The sequence below is a fragment of the Nocardia uniformis NBRC 13702 genome, from assembly GCF_001613345.1.
Lineage (GTDB): Bacteria > Actinomycetota > Actinomycetes > Mycobacteriales > Mycobacteriaceae > Nocardia > Nocardia uniformis.
In genome coordinates this window covers 19,654-39,886 of record NZ_BDCE01000040.1, presented here as the reverse complement: position 1 = coordinate 39,886, position 20,233 = coordinate 19,654, and the positions used below count along the sequence as shown (strand labels likewise).

The following is a 20,233-nucleotide window of genomic DNA, read 5'->3' as shown; positions in this document are numbered from 1 at the left end:
GCGACGAGCGAAGCGACCCGGACGGGTCGCGCGGCAGGCGGCGAACGAGGCCGCCTGCCACTGAAACCGACTGCGGTTCCTCGCTTCCCGACCCTGGGGTCGGGAAGCGAATCGCGCCTTCGGCGGATTGTTCCCGCAGCTGCGGGGAGTCAGCCGCGAATCATGGGCTTATCCCCGCATCTGCGGGGATCTTTCAGCCGCGAATCATATTGCGCAGCACGTACTGCAGGATTCCGCCGTTGCGGTAGTAGTCCGCCTCGCCGGGGGTGTCGATGCGAACGACCGCGTCGAACACGACCTTCTCGCCGGTGGTCTTGGTGGCGGTCACCTTCATGGTCTTCGGAGTCACACCCTCGTTCAGCTTGGTGATGCCCTCGATATCGAAGGTTTCGGTGCCGTCCAGCTTCAGCGACGCGGCGGACTCGCCGGCCGGGAACTGTAGCGGGACAACGCCCATGCCGATCAGGTTCGAGCGGTGGATGCGCTCGAAGGATTCGGTGATGACAGCCTTGACGCCGAGCAGGCTGGTGCCCTTGGCGGCCCAGTCACGCGAGGAACCCGAGCCGTACTCCTTGCCGCCCAGCACGACCAGGGGGATACCCGCGGCCTGGTAGTTCTGCGAGGCGTCGTAGATGAAGGCCTGCGGGCCACCTTCCTGGGTGAAGTCGCGGGTGTAGCCACCGGAGACATCGTCGAGGAGCTGGTTCTTCAGGCGGATATTCGCGAAGGTGCCGCGAATCATGACCTCGTGGTTACCGCGACGTGAGCCCAGGGAGTTGTAATCCTTGCGCTCGACGCCGTGCGAGTCGAGGTACTGCGCCGCCGGGGTGCCCGGCTTGATCGGACCGGCCGGGGAGATGTGGTCGGTGGTGACCGAGTCGCCGAGCAGCGCGAGCACGCGAGCGCCCTTGATGTCGGTGACCGGGGCCGGCTCCATCTGCATACCCTCGAAGTACGGCGCCTTGCGGACGTAGGTCGAGTTCTCGTCCCACGCGAAGGTGTCGCCCTCCGGGGTGCTCAGGTTCTGCCAGCGCTCGTCGCCCGCGAAGATGGTGGCGTAGGAGTCGGTGAACATCTGACGGTTGATCGCCGTCTTGATGGTGTCGTCGATCTCCTGCGGGGACGGCCAGATGTCCTTCAGGAAGACATCGTTGCCGTCGGTATCCTGGCCCAGCGGATCGGTCTCGAAGTCGAAGTCCATGGTGCCCGCGAGCGCGTACGCGATGACCAGCGGCGGCGAGGCCAGGTAGTTCATTTTCACGTCGGGGGAGATACGACCCTCGAAGTTGCGGTTGCCCGAGAGCACCGCGGTAACCGACAGATCGTTGTCGTTGATCGCCTTGGAGATCTCCTCCGGCAGCGGACCGGTGTTACCGATGCAGGTGGTGCAGCCGTAACCGCCGACGTAGAAGCCCAGCTTCTCCAGGTACGGCCACAGGCCGGCCTTCTCGTAGTAGGCGGAGACGACCTGCGAGCCCGGCGCCATATTGGTCTTGACCCACGGCTTGGAGGTCAGACCCTTCTCGACCGCGTTGCGCGCCAGCAGGGCAGCGCCCAGCATGACCGACGGGTTCGAGGTGTTGGTGCAGGAGGTGATGCCCGCGACCACGACGGCGCCGTGGTCGAGTACGAAATCACCGCGCTCCGGATCGGAGACCTTGATCGGCTTGGACGGGCGGCCGGTATTGCCGTTCGCGGCGGACGGGATCAGCACCGCGTCGTCGTCGGCGAAGGACAGTGCGGCCGGATCGGACGCCGGGAAGGACTCCTCGAGCGCCTCGTCCAGATGCGTGTGCGGGGTGAGGGCGGCGGGGCCGGACTCCGCATCGCTGGTGTAGTTGTGGATGTCCTTGCGGAACGCGGTCTTGGAGTCCGACAACAGGATTCGGTCCTGCGGGCGCTTCGGGCCGGCGATGGACGGCACCACGGTGCTCAGGTCCAGCTCCAGGTACTCCGAGTACTGCGGCTCGCGCTCGGCGTCGTGCCACATGCCCTGTTCCTTGGCGTACGCCTCGACGAGCGCGAGCTGCTCATCGCTGCGGCCGGTGAGGCGCAGGTAGTTGATGGTCTCGGCGTCGATCGGGAAGATCGCCGCGGTGGAACCGAATTCGGGGCTCATATTGCCCAGGGTGGCGCGGTTCGCGAGGGGAACCTCGGCGACGCCCTTGCCGTAGAACTCGACGAACTTGCCGACGACGCCGTGCTTGCGCAGCATGTCGGTGACGGTGAGCACCACGTCGGTGGCGGTCACGCCGGGCTTGATCTCACCGGTCAGCTTGAAGCCGACGACGCGCGGGATCAGCATGGAGACCGGCTGGCCCAGCATGGCGGCCTCGGCCTCGATACCGCCGACGCCCCAGCCCAGCACGCCCAGGCCGTTGACCATGGTGGTGTGCGAGTCGGTGCCGACGCAGGTGTCGGGGTAGGCCTGGCCGTTGCGGACCATGACGGTGGGGGCCAGGTATTCGATGTTCACCTGGTGCACGATGCCCATACCGGGCGGGACGACCTTGAAGTCGTCGAAGGCGCCCTGGCCCCAGCGCAGGAACTGGTAGCGCTCGCCGTTGCGCTGGTACTCCAGGTCGACATTGCGCTCGAGGGCATCGGCGCGGCCGAAGACGTCGAGGATGACCGAGTGGTCGATGACCATATCGGCGGGGGAGAGCGGGTTGACCTTGTTCGGGTCGCCGCCGAGGGTGGTGACGGCCTCGCGCATGGTGGCGAGGTCGACGATGCAGGGGACACCGGTGAAGTCCTGCATGATCACGCGGGCGGGCGTGAACTGGATTTCGGTGTCGGGCTGGGCGTTGGGGTCCCAGTTCGCGATGGCGCGCACGTGGTCGGCGGTGATGTTCGCGCCGTCCTCGGTGCGAAGCAGGTTCTCCGCGAGGACCTTCAATGCGTAGGGCAGCTTCTCGGTGCCGGGCACGGCCGAGAGCCGGAAGATCTCGTAAGAGTTGCTTCCGACCTCGAGGGTGCCCTTGGCGCCGAATGTATCGATACTCGTCACGTTCAGCTCCACTCGTCTGTGAATGGGTGGGCCAACGGCGGGGCTGTGCCGATGGCTCGTCGAGGCGCGGAGCCTCGTCCGGTTTCGAACCCTAACAGTACGCTTGTCCTGTGAACTAACCGGGGAGGGCCCCTTGACATTCCGGGAAGGGGCCCCGGACCGGCCCGGCGACCGCTCGGCGCGCCGTGGTGAGGTGATGTGACAAGTGGTCCCGTACTCTGCACCCGTGACCGTCTCGCACACCCAGGGCTTCACCCCGATGCTCGCCGAGCTACCGCCCAATACCGATCTGAAGGCTATTCTTCGCGACTTGGCCGACAATCACGTTGCCGCCCCCAAGGGGCGCGAGCAGGACGGCCTTGCCGAAATCGTCGCCGGTGCGCGCGATCACGGCATCGACCTGAATATCGTTGTGGTGCCGGGTAACCCGGGCATCGAGGCGAATCTGCGCGATTTGGCCACCGAAGTGGGCAAAGAGGAGCACGGCACCGTCGTCGTCTTCAGTGACGACTGGATCGGCACCTGGAGCGATACCTATGCCCGCGCCCGACTCGAATGGGCCGAGGACAAGTCGAAGTACCACGGCCCGGAGCGCACGGAGCAAGCGGCACAGACCCTGGTGAATCGGCTGGAAGCACCCGAGGGCATCTCGTGGACGCTGATCGCCGGTGTATTGACCGCCGGATTGGTGGCGATCATCGTCGGGTTGTACTTCGTGAAGTCGCGCCGCGCGGCAGCAACTGCCCCGGTCGAGAGCGACGCCGACCGCGAACCGGTCGCCTAGCTCGCCTATCGGGCCCGTCGTGGGCCCGATCCTGTTCGCTCCTTCTTTGCTGATGGCCGGAATATTTTCCGGCCGGTAAGCCGCTGCCGCATTCCCTGACGCGCCAAGAAATCAGGCAAACGGCTGGCTACGAGTGAACCGCGCGCAGGTCATCCTGGCGTGCCTCCCCGTTCTGGCCTCAACCATGTCGTACGGTCTCATTACGACACTGTTGGGGAAGAAGTGTCTTGCGGGTCTCATGAGGCTGATGTTGCTAGCGGCGAAATCTCATTTCCCCCGGGACCAGGCAGGAACCAGGGAGGCGCAATGCGAATACCGGCGACGTGGCGAGAACGCCCGGTTCGGTTCGCTGCGGAATTGCTTGTAGTCCTGACCGTGCTGGCGGTCGGCGTCGCCTCCGGACATGCCGTACCACCGCCGCCCCCCAATCCCAGTGACAATGAGATCGCCGACGCGGGTGCGCAGGTCGATGCGGGCGTGGGCGAGGTATCCGCGCTCATCAATCAGGTCGCCTCGGTCGAACAGCAATTGCGCCAACTCGACGACGCCGTCGCCGCCCGCCGCGAGGCCGTCAACAAGGCGCTGGTGGATCTACAGATCGCGCGCTCGGCCGCCGATGCCGCGGCGCAGGTGGTCATCGCCAGCAAGCGGGAGCTCTCCGCCGCGGGCACCCAGGTCGATTCGGCGCACCGCGACTTCAACAGGTATGTCGCTCAGATCTATATGCGCCCGGCCTCCACCTCACTGATCACCTACCTCTCTGCCCCCGACCCGGAGACGGCCCTGGCCCGCGCCCAGGTGCTGACCATCGCGTCGAAGAATCAGCAGCAGGTGGTCCAGGCGCTGCGCCATGCCCAGGTCGATCAGGCCAATAAGAATGCCGCCGCGCGCCAGGCTCAACAGGTCGCCGACGCCGCCGCGGCCGATGCCGAGACGAAGAAGACCGAGGCGGAGAATGCCGTGGCGGCCGCTCAGGCCGAACTGAACCAGCAGACCGCGGTCCGCAATGGTCTTCAGGCGCAACGCGATACGGCCCAGCAGCGGCTGGACGAGGCCCGCATCCGGGTAGGTGGTCTGCAAAGTCAACGCGACGCGTTCGTCGCGTGGGACCAGCAGCGCCTGGCCGAGGAAGCCGCCAACCGCGCCGCGGCCGCGGCGGCGGCGGCCCGCGCCGCCGCCAACCACGACGCCAACGACCGCGCCAACAATGCCGCCGCCACTCACCGCCCCCACACCCAACTGGGCAATTCGCCCACACCCCCGCGCTACGGCCAATCCCCGGGCCGTCCGAGCGGAGACCGCGCCACCCTCATCGAAACCGTCGTGGACCGCGCCATGGCCCAACTCGGCGTCGACTACGCCTGGGGTGGTGGCGACGAGGCCGGCGCCACCCTCGGCATCCGTGACGGCGGCGTCGCCGACAGCCACGGCGACTACCAAAAAGTAGGCTTCGACTGCTCCGGCCTGATGATCTACGCCTTCGCCGGAATCGGTGTCTCCCTACCGCATTACAGCGGCTACCAGTACAACATGGGCACCCGCGTAGACGTCTCCGACCGAGAACGCGGCGATATGCTCTTCTGGGGCCCGGGCGGCAGCCAACACGTCGCGCTGTACCTCGGCAACGGCAAAATGGTCGAAGCCCCGCAATCCGGTGAGGTAGTTCGGGTTTCGCCGGTTCGTGAGGGCGGGATCATGCCGTACGCGGTGCGGATAATCTGAGTCAGCAGCAGCCGCCTACCGATCGGGTCGGTTCCGATCGGTCCAGAGGAGACGTCAGTCGCCGATGCGAGCGATTGTCTCGGCGACCTTCTCCAGGTGCTCGGCCATGGCTCGGCAGGCGAGGTCGGGGGAGCGGGCTTCGATGGCGCGGACTATGGCTTCGTGTTCGCGGTCGGAATTGGCGCGGCGGTCCTGGGTGACATTGAGGAATTCCGACTGGGGGTCCAGGGCGCGGCGGGTGTCGGCGACGAAGGTGGTGAGCATGGTGTTTCCGCTCGCGGCCGCGATCGCGGTGTGCAGTTCGCCGTCGTAGCGAACCCACTCGCGCGCGTCGGTCGCGGCGGCGAGATTGTCGAGGATCTCGAACAGGTGCCGTAGCTGCTCCGCGGTGCGGCGTTCGGCGGCGTAGCCCGCGGTGGGGATCTCGACGAGGCGGCGCGCCTCGATAAGATCCGCGGCATCGACGCCGGCGAAGGTCAGGCGCGGGCTCTCCTTTTTGGAGACTACGAAAGTGCCACGGCCCGTATGGGTTTCGGTGAGACCCAAGGTGGCGCACGCGTGCAGGGCCTCACGTACCACGGGCCGACTCACGCCGAACTCCTTGGCCAGTGCCAATTCGCCGGGTAGGCGGTCGCCGACCGAGTAGTCGTCGCTCTGGATCAGGCTCTTGAGTCGGCGAAAGACCGCTTCGGTAGCGCCGATGCGCTGCACCTGTCCTTCTTCGACTGTCACGCGATAAGTATGGGCAGCGGGTCAGATGGCGTCAAAGCGTCGAAGCCGCATGTCGGGCCGACATTGACACCGGTTGTGACCCGCGTTACTGTCTGGCTGTCTTACAGCCTGACAGGTAGGTGTGGTCACCGTCGCCGCCTGGGCTGGACCCGCCTCAGGAAGGTTTCGATGCAGCACCACAGCGACACGGCGACCGATACCGCCACACCGGCAGCCAAGGTCGATATCGGCGATATCGGCTATCAGAAGCAGCTCCGCAAACGCCATATGCAGATGATCGCGATCGGCGGATCCATCGGCACCGGGCTGTTCCTCGGTGCCAGCGGCCGCATGGCGCTGGCCGGACCGTCCCTGGCCTTCGTCTACATCGTGTGCGGCATCTTCACCTTCATGGTCGTGCGCGCCCTCGGCGAACTGGTGATGTATCGGCCGTCATCCGGGGCGTTCGTCTCCTACGCCCGCGAATTCCTCGGCGAGCGTGGCGCATACACCGTGGGCTGGCTGTATTTCCTGAACTGGTCGACAACGCTGGTTGCCGATATCACCGCGGTCGCGCTCTACGCGCATTTCTGGGCCATGTTCGTTCCGGTGCCGCAGTGGGTGCTGGCGCTCATCGCGCTGGCACTTGTTGTCGCACTCAATGTCGTCTCGGTGCGGCTGTTCGGTGAGATGGAGTTCTGGTTCGCGCTCATCAAGGTGGGAGCCATCGTCATCTTCATGCTGGTGGCCATCGGGTTCATCGTCACGGGCACACCGGTGGGCGGCAATGTGCCGGGCATATCGACAATCACCGACAATGGCGGTCTGTTCCCGCAGGGTCTGGCTCCCATGTTCACCATTGCCCTCGGCGTGGTCTTCGCATTCGGTGGTACGGAGATGATCGGTGTAGCGGCGGGCGAATCCGATAATCCGAAGGCCGTCATCCCGAAGGCGGTGAACTCCATCATGTGGCGGATCATCCTGTTCTACGCCGGCTCGGTCATCCTGTTCACGCTGCTGCTGCCGTGGACGGCCTACTCCGCCAAGGAAAGTCCCTTCGTCACGGTGATGAGCTCGATCGGCGTTCCGCACGCCGGTGACATCATGAACCTGGTGGTGCTCACCGCCGCACTGTCGAGCCTGAACGCCGGTCTGTACGCGACGGGCCGCACCCTGCGATCGATGGCCATGGCCGGTACCGCCCCGAGTTTCGCCCAGCGCATGAACCGCAATGGCGTTCCCTACGGCGGGATTCTGATCACCAGCTCGGTCGGGATCGCCGGTGTGGCGCTGAATCTGCTCATGCCGCAGAAGGCATTCGAGATCGTGCTGAATCTGTCCGGACTGGGGATTGTCGGCACCTGGGCGTCGATCATGATCTGCCACTGGATCTTCGTGCGCCGATCCGAGCAGGGGGAGTACGTCCGGCCCGCCTTCCGCTTGCCGTTCGCTCCCGTCCTCAATATCGCGACACTCGTCTTTCTCGCCGGGGTCGTTGTCCTCATGGTCTTCGACGCCGAGATCGGGCGGATCACCGTGGTGGTATTCGCGGCGGTCGTTGTCGCCATGGTCGTGGGCTGGTTCCGGGTGCGCGACCGACTCGCCACCGATGTTCTCGCCCCGGTCGATCCCTCGTGACGGCGGTCGAGCGGCCGCCGATGCGGGTCGAGATCCTGTACACCGGAGGCACATTCGGGATGGTCGACCACGGGGCGGGTATGCATCCCCGGTCGGGACTCGATGCCGAGATCGCCGAGATCATCGATGAGTTCGAGGAGGCAGCGGAGGTTTCGGTCGATTGTCGGTACGGCGAACTCGATCGGGTCATCGACAGCGCCGACGCCGATGCGGGCACCGCCGTCCGGATCGCCGAGCGGGTGCGTTCGGGTACGGCGGCCGGAACGGATGGTGTGATCGTTATTCACGGCACCGACACGATGGCCTATGTCGGTGCGCGAATCGCGTTCGAACTGCGCGATATCGCGGTTCCCGTGCTGCTGACCGGAGCCCAGATTCCCCTGGGTCATCCAGGTAGCGATGCCCGCGGCAATCTGCACCTGGCACTGAATTCGATTGTCGCCCAGCCCGTCCCGGGTACCTACCTGGCCTTCGGCTCCGCATTGCATCCCGCGGTGCGAGCCTCCAAACGCGCCATCGACGACTACGACGGATTCGCCACCATCCGCGACCTGACGCCACCTGAGCGGCCGTCCGCGCTACCGATCCCGCGGCGCGGCGGCGCGGCGAACGATCCGGTCGGGCTCCTCACGGTGTTCCCGGGGATGCATGCCGAACTGCTCGACGCGGCGCTGGGGCACTACCGGGGCGGCCTGGTGCTCGAGTGCTACGGGGCCGGTACCGCGCCACTGCACAGCGCCGACCTGATCGCGTCGATCCGCTCCGCGACCAGGCGCAGCACACCGGTCGTCGTCATCACCCAGTGCGACAGCGGCTCCATCGATCTGGAGCGGTATCAGCCGGGGCGGGCGCTGCTCGACGCCGGTGCCATCAGCGGCGGCGATATGACGAGGGAGGCTGCTCTCGCCAAACTGTCCTTCCTCGTCGCCCACGGACTCACCGGCGCCGCCCTGCGGCACTGGGTGACCACGAACCTGCTCGGCGAGCTCGCGAATCCCCGTGCCGCACCGAAGCTCCCGTCACCCGCCCGCGAATCCCACTCACCCTCCCGGAGTTATCAATGACCGACAGCACCCGGATCGAAAGCGACTCCCTCGGCGCACTGCCCGTGCCGAACGATGCCTACTGGGGCGTCCACACCGCCCGCGCCCTACGGAATTTCGCGGTCACCGGCGACGCCATCGGGAACTACCCGGCCCTCATCGCCTCCCTCGCCGCGGTGAAACAGGCCGCGTGCCGGGCCAATCGGGAACTGGGTGTGCTCGATGCCCGTCGTGCCGAGGCGATCGACAGTGCCTGCGCGGAAATCAGGAACGGCGCCCTCCACGACCAATTCCCCATCGACCCCATCCAGGGCGGTGCGGGCACCTCGACGAATATGAACGCCAACGAGGTCATCGCCAACCGTGCCCTCGAACTGCTCGGCCACGAGCGCGGCACCTACGGCGAGCTCGACCCCCTCGACCATGTCAACCTCGGCCAATCCACCAATGACGTCTACCCGACTTCGGTGAATCTCGCTGTGGTACGCCATGTCCGGGACCTCGCCGCCGCCCTGGGCCGCCTCGCGGACGCCTTCGATCTCAAGGCCGTCGAATTCGCCGACGTCATCAAAATGGGCCGCACCCAATTGCAGGACGCCGTACCGATGACGTTGGGTCAGGAATTCGGCACCTTCGCGGTCATGGTGCGCGAGGACTGCCTCCGGCTCGCCGAAGGTGCCGCACTGCTGTGCGAGAGCAATCTCGGCGGCACCGCCATCGGCACCGGAATCAACGGTCACCCAGAGTATTCCGCGCTGGCCTGCGCACATCTGAGCGAGCTCACCGGTGAAGCGGTGACTCCGGCGGAGAACCTGATCGAGGCGACCCAGGACGCCGGGGCCTTCGTCCAGGTGTCGGGCATCCTCAAGCGGGTCGCGGTCAAACTCTCGAAGACCTGCAATGACCTGCGCCTGATGTCCTCCGGTCCGGTGACAGGATTCGGCGAGATCCAGTTGCCCCCTCTGCAGGCCGGGTCGTCGATCATGCCCGGCAAGGTCAATCCCGTTGTCCCCGAACTCGTCAACCAGATCGCCTACGAAGCCATAGGCAATGATCTGACCGTAACCATGGCCGCCGAGGCCGGACAGTTCCAGCTCAATGCCTTCGAACCGATCATCGCCTACAGCCTCCTCAAAACCACCACCCATCTGATCGCCGCAGCCGATGCCCTGGCAACGAAATGCGTCCCCGGCATTACCGCCAACCGTGAGCACCTGGAGCAGGGGGTGCGCCGGTCGGTAGGTATCGTGACGGCGCTGACCCCCCATATCGGCTATGCCGCGAGCGCTGCCATCGCCAAACAAGCCTTGCTGACCGGACAATTCGTCGGCGATATCGCGACCGAGCTCGGACTGCTCTCGCCAGAGCGGGTCGCCGAGCTGCTCGCGCCCCATCGCCTGGCGGGTCTCGCCGCCCCAGTGACCGAGGGTGGCCCGCTGCCGTGATGACCTACACGTCGCGCGGTTGGGAGTCGCGGATCATGCCCTCCTGGAGCACCGTCGCCAAGTGCCGGTGATCGCGAGTGTAGAAGCGGCCGGTGGCCAGGCCTCGCCCCGAATCGGCGGCGACTGCCTGCTGGACGTAGAGCAGCCAGTCGTCGACCGGTCCCGAACGGTGAAACCACATTGCGTGGTCGAGGCTCGCGGTGACCAGAGTGGGCTTGGCCCAGGGTAAGTCGAGTACCCGTAAGACCGGCTCGAGAATTGTGTAGTCGCAGACATAGGCGAGGGCGGCCAGATCCCGCTGGGCTTCGCTCAGGCCGTCGACCGGCCGCAGCGGGTCGAATGGCTTTACCCAGACCGCCTGGTGCGGCACGCGGTCTCCATCGACGGCGAGGTAGACCGGCCCGGGTACGTGCCGCATGTCGAAGCTGCGGCCACCGGACCAGTAGGCCTTGGACTCTTCGGTCATCGATCCGCCGGTGCGATCGGTGAGGTAGGCCGCCGAACTGGGCAGTCCTTCGGGATCGGGGACCACCTCGGTGAGTTCGGTCTGGAAGGTTCCGCTCGGCTCGCCCGCGGCGAAGTTGGCCAGGCAGACATAGACCGGCTTGCCATTCTGGTAACCACGCACCTGCCGTGTGCTGTAGCCGCGGCCGTCCCGCAGCAACTCCACCTCGTACCGGACGTCGGCACCGATATCGGCCGGGCGCAGGAAGTAGCTGTGCATCGAGTGCATTGTTTTGCCATCGGTCACGGTTCGCATGGCCGCAGCCGCGGCCGCGGCCACCAGATCGCCACCGTAGGCCTTGGGCCAAGGGCACGGCTGTGTGGTCGCGGTGAAGGCAATGTCGAAGTGTTCGGGGTCGGCGGGCGTCAAATCGACGGCCGCGGTGAAGATCGCGGAAGTAGCCAGCGTTTCGGTCGTCATGAGTTCAGCCAATCTCGCAGGTATATCGCAGTTTTCATGGTCACTGGCTCTGGAGGCCCGCGTCGTGGACGACACGACCACCGATCACCGTCGCCAGCGGGGCCAGACCGCGCAACTCCTCGATCGGGGCCGTCCGGGGGTCCACGGGCCAGATGGTCAGGTCGGCCAGTCGCCCCGGGGACAGGCTGCCGCGGGTATCGCTCTCGCCGAGCAGTCGAGTCGCCGCGACCGTATGCATATCGATCGCCTCATCCCGGGTGATGGCGTGTTCGGGCCCCAGCACACCGGCGACCGTCTCCCGCGTCACCATGCCCCACACCGACTGCATCGCCCCGAACGGGCCGACAGGGAAGTCGGAGCCACCCGTGACCAGGGCACCCGCGTCGATCCATTGGCGAGCGGGAAACAGCTGCGCGACACGTTCCGGACCCCAGTAGCCGATTTCGACCTCGGCGGTGTCGTGGAGGAGCGGCTGCTGAATGGTCACCGGAATCCCGAGAGCGACCGCACGCGCACGCTGCTCCGAAGTCGCGAGACCACCGTGTTCGATGACCAATGATCGGGCCGGCAGCCCTGGGTTGCGTTCCAGGACTTGCTGATAGACGTCGAGTAGGGTGCGTACCGCACGGTCACCGTAGGCATGGGTGCCGACCCGCCAGCCGCGCCGGACGACGCGCTCGACCGCGTCGACGAGCGCGTCCGGCTCACACATGAGCAGACCGCAGAAATCGTCGTGGCCGACGTAGGGGTCTTCGGTCGCACCCGCCTCCAGGCCGCCGTCCAGAACGAACTTCACACCCCAGACCCGCAGCCAGGGATCCGAGCGGTAGCGCCACGGCTCCATCGCGTCGAGCAGTTCGTCCACTTGCCTCGGATCGGTCATACCTCCCGCCATCACCAGGGCGCGAACCCTGGTGTGCAGACTGCCCGCATCGTGCGCGCGGGCGAGCACGTCGAGATCCGGCAGTGGCACCGCACAGTCCCGGACGGTGCCGATGCCGCTGGCGGCGTAGTCGTGGGAGGCCAGGTTCAGGCCGGAGATTCGCTCCTCGAGACTCGGCCGAGGTAATAGGTGATCGACCAAATGCATTGCGGAGTCGATCAATCGCCCATTGAGGGTGCCGTCGTCGTTGCGGCCGATCAGCCCGCCAGGAGGCGTCGCGGTGTCGGCGTCGACACCGGCCAGGCTCAGGGCATAGGAGTTGGCGACAGCGTTGTGACCACCGCGCCGGACCAGAACGGCGTGCTTATCGGTGGCGGAGTCCAATTCGGCGGCCGTGGGCATGCGACGGTCGGCGAGATTGAGTTCCTGCCAGTTCGTGGTCGTGCGGATCCACTCGCCCGGTGGTGTGACCGCGGCACGTTCCCGGATCAGCTCCAGAAATTCGGCGATGTTTCTTGCCCGATGGACCGGAACGTCGTGCGCACCGAACCCGGCATAGATGAGATGGGTGTGGGTGTCGTCGAAACTCGGCAGCACCGCGCCATCGGGGGCGTCGATTACCCGGGTCTGGGCAGTGATCCACGGGTCGAGTCCGCCGTACTCCTGTGTGCTGGCGACTATCCGGTCACCGCGCACCGCGATGGCTCGCTGCGGAGGAAGATCCGCGAGGGTGTGTATGACACCGGCCCGGATCACCAGGTCCGCGCCGGTAGCAGTCTCGGTCATGAGAGCCTCTCGTGCGTAGCGACGCTCGCGGCAGGCTGCCAGCGGCGGCGGATGTCGGGCGGTCGCGCCGTGTCCCGGATCAATTGCAGTCGCGGCGCCGGACCGTCGGTGCGTCCGGTCGGCGGCTTGCGGTTGCCCGCCCGGAACTGTGCGGGCCAGTGCGCGCCCTCGCCGCGATAACCCTGTTCGGTCGCCGCGTGCAGCGTCCACTGCGGATCCCACAGGTGGGTTCGGCCGACCGCGACCAGGTCGGCACGGCCGGCGAGTAGTACCGAGTTGACATCGTCGTATGACGAGATCGCGCCCACCGCGATCACGGCGATACCGTGTGGGATCCCGACCTCGTGCCGGATCCGGTCGGCGAACGGGGTCTGGTAGCTGCGCCCGTAGGCGGGCCGTTCGTGTTCGACCACCTGTCCGGAGGACACGTGCAGCACATCCACGCCGTGTTCGGCGAAGGCGCGGGCGATGTCGACGGCGTCATCGATGGTATTGCCGCCGTCGGCCCAGTCCGTCGCCGAAATGCGCACCGACAGTGGACGTCCCGAAGGCCAGACCTCCCGGACGGCGTCGAGTACCCGCAACGGGAAGCGGAGCCGGTTCGCCAGTGACCCACCGAATTCGTCGGTCCGCTCGTTGGCCAACGGCGACAGGAAGGAGGACAGCAGATACCCATGCGCACAGTGCAGCTCGAGTAGGTCGAAACCGGCGCGCTCGGCAGCTTGTGCGGCCACGATGAACTGGGCGGTTATCTCATCCAACTCTGCGGCGGTGAGCTCCCGCGGGGTGCGGCTGTCCGGGCCGTACGGAATGGCCGACGGACCAACGGTTTCCCAGCCGCCGGACTCCAGCGGCGCGTCGATTCCCTCCCACATGACCTTGGTGGCGCCCTTGCGTCCGGAGTGTCCGAGCTGCACACCGATTTTCGATTCCGAGTTGCTGTGGACGAAGTCGACGACGCGTGACCAGGCCCGCTGCTGCTCCTCGTTGTAGAGGCCTGCGCATCCGGGAGTGATGCGGCCTTCCGGTGACACGCAGACCATTTCGGTCATCACCAGACCCGCGCCGCCGAGCGCCTTGCTGCCGAGGTGGACCAGGTGGAAATCGCTCGGAACGCCGTCGACCGCTGAATACATGTCCATCGGTGCGACCAGGATGCGATTGGGCAGCTCGACGTCTTTGATCTTCAGCGGGTAGAACATCGGTGGACGAGGCGTCGCCACGGTATCGGCCTGCGTGGACAGGTACCAGCGGTCGAGTGCGTCGACGAAGTCGTCGTCGCGCAGCCTGAGGTTGTCGTAGGTGATCCGGCGACTGCGGGTCAGTAGATTGAATGCGAACTGGTCCGGTTGCTGGTCGGTGTAGCGGCCGATCGACTCGAACCATTCCAGACTGGCTTGGGCGGCCCGCTGCAGCGACTCGACAACCGGTCGGCGTTCCGCCTCGTAGGCGTCGAGTCCACCTGCGACCGAATCGTTTTCGTGCAAGCAGGCGGCGAGAGCGAGGGCATCCTCCATGGCCAGCTTGGTGCCCGAGCCGATGGAGAAATGGGCGGTATGCGCCGCGTCCCCTACCAGGACGATATTGTCGTGGCGCCAGGTCCGGTTGCGCACGGTGGTGAACTGGATCCACCGGGAGTTATTGGCCAGCAGGCTATTACCGTCCAGTTCTTCGGCGAAGATATCCTTCAGCAACGCGATGGACTTGTCGTCGCTGTCGCCCGGCAGGAATTCGCGATCGGCGAATTCGTGGAAACCGGCGTTCCGCCATACGGATTCGTGCATTTCGACGATGAAGGTGCTCTCGGTGGCGCTATACGGGTAGCCGTGCACCTGCATGACGCCGTACGGAGTGTGCTTGACGAAGAACTCGAAGGCTTCGAACGCCCGGTCGGTGGCCAACCACATGTACTTGTTGTGTCGCAGGTCCAGAGACGGGCCGAAAATATCAGCGTATTGGTTCCGGACAGCGGAATTCAGGCCGTCAGCGCCCAAGACGAGATCATACGTGGCCGCGAGTTCCGCCACCGCCGGCGCCAACTGGCCGAAATGAATTGTGACGCCCAGTTCGCGACAGCGCTCCTGCAGGATATGCAGCAGTTCCTTGCGGCTCATCGCAGCGAAACCCTGACCACCCGAGGTTCGGATCTCACCCCGGTAGCTGACGTCGATATCGCTCCAGCGGGCGAACCGCGCGCTCATCCGCTGGTAGACCTGCTCATCGGCATGCTCGATGGCGCCGAGGGTCTCGTCGGAGAACACCACGCCGAAACCAAAGGTGTCGTCGGGAGCATTGCGCTCCCAGATCGTGATCTCATGGTTCGGATCGAGCTGTTTCATCAAGGCGGAGAAGTACAGACCCGCAGGTCCTCCGCCGATTACGGCAATGCGCACGATGGCCTCACACCTCTCGGATCGGGGTCGGTCGTAAATGGATTGGTTGATCGCCGGTGTCAGGTGCCGGTCCGAACGCGCCGCGCAGCGCGGCGGCGATGTGGTCCGGCCATGGCCGCGACCCGTTCTCGGTGCCCGGCGCATACGTCGCTATCAGGGCGCCGCGAGCCGCGATCGTCCACGAATCGGACGCGGGCATTGCCGCCCGCGCGGGGATCCTGCTGACGACGAAGTCGTAACGAATTGACGACCGGCCGATCTTGCCGATGGACAGTTCGATAGACGCGGTATCGCCGAACCACAGCCGGTCGAGGTAATCGACCTCGTATCGGACCCGCGGAATATGCCCGAACAGCCGGGCCAGATCGACCCGGTCCAGCAAGGCGGCCTCGGCGGCCTCTACCCAGCGGATGACGGTGCTGTGGTGATAGTGCCCGGCCGCGTCGGTGTCCTGCCAGTCGATCAGACGCTGGATGGTGACGCCATTCATTGCGCGTCCCCGTAAGCGCGGAGTTTGAACCGCTGCAGCTTTCCGGTCGGGCTGCGGGGCAGGCTGTAGACGAATTCGATGCTGCGGGGGTATTTGTACGGCGCGGCAGCACGTTTGACGAAATCCTGTATCTCCCGGATCTTCGCCGCATCACCGACCACGCCCGGCCGCAGCACGATCGCGGCGTGCACGATCGTGCCGCGATCATCGTCCGGCACTCCGACCACGGCACTCTCGATCACATCGGGGTGCTGGTCGAGGACACCTTCGACCTCGGGGGCGCCGATGTTGTAGCCGGCGGAGACGATCATGTCGTCGCTGCGGGCGTGATACCAGAAGTAGCCGTCCGCGTCGCGGGTGTAGGTGTCACCGGTCATGTTCCAGCCATTGCGGACGTATTCGCGCTGACGCGGATCGGCGAGGTAGCGGCATCCGGTCGGGCCCTTGATCGCCAGGAGCCCCGGGGTGCCGTCCGGTACGGCCCGCCCGTTCTCGTCGTGGATCTCGGCACGGAATCCCGGTACGGCCCGCCCCGTCGCGCCCGGCCGAATATCGTTGTCGGCGGCGGAGATGAATACGTGCAATAGCTCGGTTCCGCCGATGCTGTTGATGATCGGCAATCGGGTGCGTGCACGGAATGCCGTGAATACGGCCTCCGGCAGGTGCTCGCCCGCCGACACACAGCGACGTAGCGACTGCACCCGGTCCAGGTCGTCGCGTTTGAGCAGGGCCTTGTAAGCGGTGGGCGCGGTGAACAGCACCGTCACCGAGAATTTTTCCACGGTCTCGACAAGCGTGTCCGGGTCGGCCTTCTCGAGCAGGACAACCGAGGCTCCGACGCGTAGCGGGAAAATGACCAACCCGCCGAGGCCGAAGGTGAAGGCCAGCGGCGGGGTGCCACTGAACACGTCGTCGGGCTGTGGCCGGACCACCTGTGCCGAGAATGTGTCGGCAATGGCGAGCACATCGCGGTGGAAGTGCATCGTCACCTTCGGTGTGCCCGTCGTGCCCGAGGTCGGCGCCAACAGCACGACATCGTCGGCGGCCGTCCGTACGTCGTTGTAGGACACGGGTTTCGCGGATACCCGGGCCGTCAGGTCGTCGGTGGTCGAACCGCCGACCGGGACAGTCGGCAATGACGGATCCGCCAGGGACAGCTCGTCGAGGAGCGTGCTGGCACACAGCGCGAGGGCCGGGCGGGTCAACTCGATCAGCTTCGACAGCTCGGTCGCACGCAGCAGGGGCATGGTCGTCACCACGACCCCACCCGCCTTCACGACGCCGAACCAGCAGGCCACCAGCCAGGGGTTATTCGGTGCGCGCAGCAGCACGCGGCCACCGGGGAGCAGGCCGTGGTCCTCGGTCAGCACCCGCGCGATCTGGTTCGCGCGGTCGAGCAGGTCGCCGTAGGTCCAGAGGTCGTCGTTGGTGATCAGGCACGGTCGATCGCGGCCGTATCCGGCCACTGCCGTGTCGAGCAGAGCGCTCGCGCAGTTGAGTCGATCGGGGTAGTGCAGCTCGGGTAGGTCGAAGACCAACTCGGGCCACTCTTCCTCGGAGGGGAGGTTGTCCCGGCAATATGTGTCGATATGGGCAGAGGGTGTGAACATCGTCGGCTCTTTCGGAGTATCTATATGTTCACGCGCGCCGGTACCCGGCGAGGGTGGCGTCTTCGACGTCTTCGAGGTTGACGACGATATTGTCGGGAGTACGGGTGGTCAGCCACACCAGTTTCTCGGTCGTGCTCATATTCACCTCGATATGCGGCATGAAGGGCGGCACGAAGACGAAATCGCCGGTTTTCATGTCGAGGAACTCCGAGTAGTTCTCGCCGAAATAGATTCGAGCTTTCCCTTCGAGGACGTATCCGCCTGTTTCGGCTTCACCGTGATGGTGCGGCAGTGACCGGTATCCCGGCTCATTGGTGACTTTGCCGAACCAGATCTTGGTCGCGGGTGTGTGCTGGATGCTTACTCCAGAGACCCTCACGGCACCGCCGGACTGAGCGGTATCGGCGAATTCGTGTCCTGCGCGGGTGACGATCGGGACGATCCGGGTTTCAGTGTTCGACATATGCGGCGAGCTCCTTATCTCGAGTGATGTACGCGTCATGTGGGAGAAAGCGAATGCTGTTGCGCAATCGCCCGATTCGTTCGATGTCGACGGTGATGGTGTCGCCCTCGGAGAGGTAGCGCGGCGGGACGGCTGCCGCGCCGACGCCGCCGGGGGTGCCGGTCAAGATCACGTCACCGGGTGCGAGGGTGGTGAATTGGGAGATGTAGGACACCAGGTGGGCGGGGTCGAACACCAGGTCGTCGGTGAAGCCGATCTGCACTTGTTCGCCATTGACGGTGCAGGTGATCGGCAGGCCGTCGGCCGGGTCTATTTCGTCGGCGGTGACCATCGCCGGGCCGAGCGGGGTGGTTGCGTCGAATGCTTTGCCCTGCAACCACTGTGGGGTGCGGCGCTGCCAATCCCGGACCGAGATGTCATTGGCGGCGGTGTAGCCGGCGATGTGATCGCGAGCTTGCGCCGACGTGACCGCTCTGCATGTTGTTCCGATGACGAGCGCCAACTCGGCCTCCCAATCCACCTGCCGCGCGATATCGGGAAGCTCGATGTCGTCGTGCGGCCCGGCGAGCGTGTCCGCGAACTTCGCGAAGAGCGTCGGGTACTCCGGTTCCGGTCGGCCCATTTCGCGAATGTGTGCGCGGTAGTTGTGTCCGCAGCACACGATCTTGCGCGGGCTGGTCACGACCGATGCGAGGGGGAGAGTGCCCTGTTCGAGATAGTCGTCTGCGGATGCGGTCCTTCGGATGTCGGTGACTGTGCCACGCCACTCGGTGTGCCGGATGAGTTCGCCGACATCGGTAGCCGGTAGCGGTAGCCACCGACTGTCGGTGGCCAGCACCGCCTGCGTGCGGTTGTCGGCGTGCCGAATGGTTTGTAGTCGCATGAAGGGGACCTCCGTCGCTGTCTTCCCGATCGTATAGCGGATCAATGTCGACAGCAATATAAACGATATATATCATCGGTGGGGTCATCGGTCGTCGACATCGCGACGTCTCTTCCCATCGAAGGAAAACCATGAGCATCAGCCGCGTGAACCCCGCCGCCCTCGCACGTCCGTCGGGCTTCGCCCATGCCGTGCGGGATCGGGACACGGTCTATCTGGCGGGTCAGACGGCGCTGGATAAATCGGGCAAGATCGTGCCGGGCGGCATCGTCGAGCAGTTCCGGCAGGCGTTCGCCAACATGTTGACGGCGTTGGAGGAGGCCGGTGGCCGCCCGGAGCATCTGGTGAACGTCACGATCTATCTACTCGACATCCCCGACTATCAGGCGAATGGTCGTGCGATCGGCCAGATCTGGCGCGAGATGGCCGGCTCGGAGTACCCGGCGATGGCAGGGATCGGGGTGACGGCGCTGTGGCAGCCGGAGGCCCTGATCGAGATTCAAGGGATCGCTTCGATCCCGGTGCCGTAATCGTCGCGCGTCGGCGGCGGAGTACCTCGGTACTCCGCCGCCGGTGTGACTACTGGTGGATCAGTTTGAGTGCGTGTTCACGGGCCGGCCCACCGAGAGCCTCGTTCAGATCGGCAAAGAGGTCCTCGGCGACGACCCCGTTCCAGCCGTGTGGGAGCAGTGCGATCGGGAGGCCCGGATCGAGGTACGGCAGGCGCCGCCAGGTCGTAAGCATGGGAACATATTCGGTGAATGCGGCCTGATCGGAGAGCTGCCCCTCGCGGGCGCGCCGCAGCACGGGCCGGTGGGTGGTGATGAAGTCGGAGTACAGCAGGCTCAGTTCGTCGAGGTCCCACCACTGTCGGATCTTCGACCGCAGATCGCCGAAGGCGATATGCCTGCCATCGAACATTTCGACATAACCGGATAGGCCGCGACGGCCGAGGGCTTCGCGTACTTCCCGTTCGGTGTGGGCGGGGGCGATCCACACGCCCGGTGCCACGGTGCCGAATCCGAGTTTGGTCAGGGTGACGCGCAGTGCATGCCGCTTATCGCGTTCGGACTCCGGAACCGAGAACACCAGCACGAGGAAGTTGTCGTCCAGGGTGGCACGGCGGCGGCCGAAGATGCGCGAGTCGCCCTCGTTGACAACGTCGAGTACCGATTGCGAGAGCGAATACCCGGCGACGCCGTCGTGCCGCGCGCTCAGCAGGACGTTGCGCCGTTTGAGCCGCGAGATCGACGAGCGCACCGAGGGGCCGTCGACTCCTATGTGGTCCATCATCCGCACCACCGAAGCGACCGAGAGCCAATTGCGCTCACCGCGGGCGTACAAACCGAACAGAGTCACGATCAACTGACGCGGCTGCGGTTCGGTGCCGCGGCTCACCGTGGTATCGGCTTCGCTCAGATCGACCGTCATGAATCAACAATATAAG

The 20,233-nt window shown here is 65.5% G+C and carries 16 protein-coding genes; 6 read left to right on the top strand and 10 right to left on the bottom strand.

The features are described 5' to 3' along the window. Positions 1-193 precede the first annotated feature (193 nt). On the bottom strand, positions 194-3,010 hold the full coding sequence (locus NU1_RS11600) for an aconitate hydratase (RefSeq protein WP_281221101.1): 2,817 nt from the start codon (positions 3,008-3,010) through the stop codon (positions 194-196). Between the two features lie 226 nt (positions 3,011-3,236). Here NU1_RS11600 and NU1_RS11595 point away from each other — a divergent pair, with 226 nt between their 5' ends. Beyond that, positions 3,237-3,794 carry an Rv1476 family membrane protein gene (locus tag NU1_RS11595; RefSeq protein WP_067520208.1) on the top strand — a complete coding sequence of 186 codons (558 nt, stop codon included), beginning with the start codon at positions 3,237-3,239 and terminating at the stop codon, positions 3,792-3,794. A gap of 306 nt (positions 3,795-4,100) precedes the next feature. Continuing rightward, positions 4,101-5,516 (top strand): NlpC/P60 family protein, encoded by a 1,416-nt coding sequence (locus tag NU1_RS11590; protein ID WP_067520206.1) that lies wholly within the window; start codon positions 4,101-4,103, stop codon positions 5,514-5,516. A 54-nt stretch (positions 5,517-5,570) separates the two neighbouring features. On the opposite strand, the gene NU1_RS11585 is transcribed toward NU1_RS11590, so the two are convergent. After that, positions 5,571-6,248, bottom strand: a complete 678-nt coding sequence (locus tag NU1_RS11585; RefSeq protein WP_067520204.1) for a FadR/GntR family transcriptional regulator — start codon at positions 6,246-6,248, stop codon at positions 5,571-5,573. A gap of 168 nt (positions 6,249-6,416) precedes the next feature. Here NU1_RS11585 and NU1_RS11580 point away from each other — a divergent pair, with 168 nt between their 5' ends. Genes NU1_RS11580 through NU1_RS11570 form a run of 3 tightly spaced genes read left to right on the top strand, consistent with a single transcriptional unit; the run spans position 6,417 to position 10,353 of the window. Further along, positions 6,417-7,865 (top strand): amino acid permease, encoded by a 1,449-nt coding sequence (locus NU1_RS11580; protein WP_067520202.1) that lies wholly within the window; start codon positions 6,417-6,419, stop codon positions 7,863-7,865. Next, positions 7,862-8,929 carry an asparaginase gene (locus NU1_RS11575; RefSeq protein WP_067520200.1) on the top strand — a complete coding sequence of 356 codons (1,068 nt, stop codon included), beginning with the start codon at positions 7,862-7,864 and terminating at the stop codon, positions 8,927-8,929. Before NU1_RS11580 ends, NU1_RS11575 begins: the two co-directional genes overlap by 4 nt. Further along, positions 8,926-10,353, top strand: a complete 1,428-nt coding sequence (locus NU1_RS11570) for an aspartate ammonia-lyase (protein WP_067520198.1) — start codon at positions 8,926-8,928, stop codon at positions 10,351-10,353. Before NU1_RS11575 ends, NU1_RS11570 begins: the two co-directional genes overlap by 4 nt. 4 nt (positions 10,354-10,357) lie before the next feature. Here NU1_RS11570 and NU1_RS11565 read toward each other — a convergent pair whose 3' ends face one another. Genes NU1_RS11565 through NU1_RS11535 form a run of 7 tightly spaced genes read right to left on the bottom strand, consistent with a single transcriptional unit; the run spans position 10,358 to position 18,786 of the window. Next, the gene (locus NU1_RS11565) at positions 10,358-11,278 is read right to left on the bottom strand and encodes an acyl-CoA thioesterase (RefSeq protein ID WP_067520196.1); all 921 of its coding nucleotides are present in this window, start codon (positions 11,276-11,278) and stop codon (positions 10,358-10,360) included. A gap of 40 nt (positions 11,279-11,318) precedes the next feature. Further along, positions 11,319-12,947: an amidohydrolase gene (locus NU1_RS11560; protein WP_067520194.1), complete on the bottom strand. Its 1,629-nt coding sequence runs from the start codon at positions 12,945-12,947 to the stop codon at positions 11,319-11,321. Beyond that, positions 12,944-15,340 carry a bifunctional salicylyl-CoA 5-hydroxylase/oxidoreductase gene (locus NU1_RS11555; protein ID WP_067520192.1) on the bottom strand — a complete coding sequence of 799 codons (2,397 nt, stop codon included), beginning with the start codon at positions 15,338-15,340 and terminating at the stop codon, positions 12,944-12,946. The genes NU1_RS11560 and NU1_RS11555 overlap by 4 nt, the downstream gene beginning before the upstream one ends. A 7-nt stretch (positions 15,341-15,347) precedes the next feature. Continuing rightward, the gene (locus tag NU1_RS11550; RefSeq protein WP_067520190.1) at positions 15,348-15,830 is read right to left on the bottom strand and encodes an acyl-CoA thioesterase; all 483 of its coding nucleotides are present in this window, start codon (positions 15,828-15,830) and stop codon (positions 15,348-15,350) included. Continuing rightward, a complete protein-coding gene (locus NU1_RS11545; RefSeq protein WP_067520188.1) occupies positions 15,827-17,440 on the bottom strand; it encodes an AMP-binding protein in 1,614 nt (537 codons plus the stop codon). The genes NU1_RS11550 and NU1_RS11545 overlap by 4 nt, the downstream gene beginning before the upstream one ends. 28 nt (positions 17,441-17,468) lie before the next feature. After that, the gene (locus tag NU1_RS11540; protein WP_212761185.1) at positions 17,469-17,903 is read right to left on the bottom strand and encodes a cupin domain-containing protein; all 435 of its coding nucleotides are present in this window, start codon (positions 17,901-17,903) and stop codon (positions 17,469-17,471) included. Then, positions 17,890-18,786 carry a fumarylacetoacetate hydrolase family protein gene (locus NU1_RS11535; RefSeq protein WP_067520264.1) on the bottom strand — a complete coding sequence of 299 codons (897 nt, stop codon included), beginning with the start codon at positions 18,784-18,786 and terminating at the stop codon, positions 17,890-17,892. Before NU1_RS11535 ends, NU1_RS11540 begins: the two co-directional genes overlap by 14 nt. Positions 18,787-18,917: 131 nt before the next feature. Here NU1_RS11535 and NU1_RS11530 point away from each other — a divergent pair, with 131 nt between their 5' ends. Further along, on the top strand, positions 18,918-19,316 hold the full coding sequence (locus NU1_RS11530) for a RidA family protein (protein WP_067520184.1): 399 nt from the start codon (positions 18,918-18,920) through the stop codon (positions 19,314-19,316). A 49-nt stretch (positions 19,317-19,365) separates the two neighbouring features. On the opposite strand, the gene NU1_RS11525 is transcribed toward NU1_RS11530, so the two are convergent. Next, a complete protein-coding gene (locus NU1_RS11525) occupies positions 19,366-20,217 on the bottom strand; it encodes a PaaX family transcriptional regulator (protein WP_067520182.1) in 852 nt (283 codons plus the stop codon). Positions 20,218-20,233: the final 16 nt, after the last annotated feature.

Bases quoted from the DNA above. Each gene is read 5' to 3' on its own strand.
- NU1_RS11590 (WP_067520206.1), top strand. From the start codon at position 4,101: ATGCGAATACCGGCGACGTGGCGAGAACGCCCGGTTCGGTTCGCTGCG.
- NU1_RS11580 (WP_067520202.1), top strand. From the start codon at position 6,417: ATGCAGCACCACAGCGACACGGCGACCGATACCGCCACACCGGCAGCC.
- NU1_RS11570 (WP_067520198.1), top strand. From the start codon at position 8,926: ATGACCGACAGCACCCGGATCGAAAGCGACTCCCTCGGCGCACTGCCC.
- NU1_RS11565 (WP_067520196.1), bottom strand. From the start codon at position 11,278: ATGACGACCGAAACGCTGGCTACTTCCGCGATCTTCACCGCGGCCGTC.
- NU1_RS11560 (WP_067520194.1), bottom strand. From the start codon at position 12,947: ATGACCGAGACTGCTACCGGCGCGGACCTGGTGATCCGGGCCGGTGTC.
- NU1_RS11550 (WP_067520190.1), bottom strand. From the start codon at position 15,830: ATGAATGGCGTCACCATCCAGCGTCTGATCGACTGGCAGGACACCGAC.
- NU1_RS11545 (WP_067520188.1), bottom strand. From the start codon at position 17,440: ATGTTCACACCCTCTGCCCATATCGACACATATTGCCGGGACAACCTC.
- NU1_RS11540 (WP_212761185.1), bottom strand. From the start codon at position 17,903: ATGTCGAACACTGAAACCCGGATCGTCCCGATCGTCACCCGCGCAGGA.
- NU1_RS11535 (WP_067520264.1), bottom strand. From the start codon at position 18,786: ATGCGACTACAAACCATTCGGCACGCCGACAACCGCACGCAGGCGGTG.
- NU1_RS11530 (WP_067520184.1), top strand. From the start codon at position 18,918: ATGAGCATCAGCCGCGTGAACCCCGCCGCCCTCGCACGTCCGTCGGGC.
- NU1_RS11525 (WP_067520182.1), bottom strand. From the start codon at position 20,217: ATGACGGTCGATCTGAGCGAAGCCGATACCACGGTGAGCCGCGGCACC.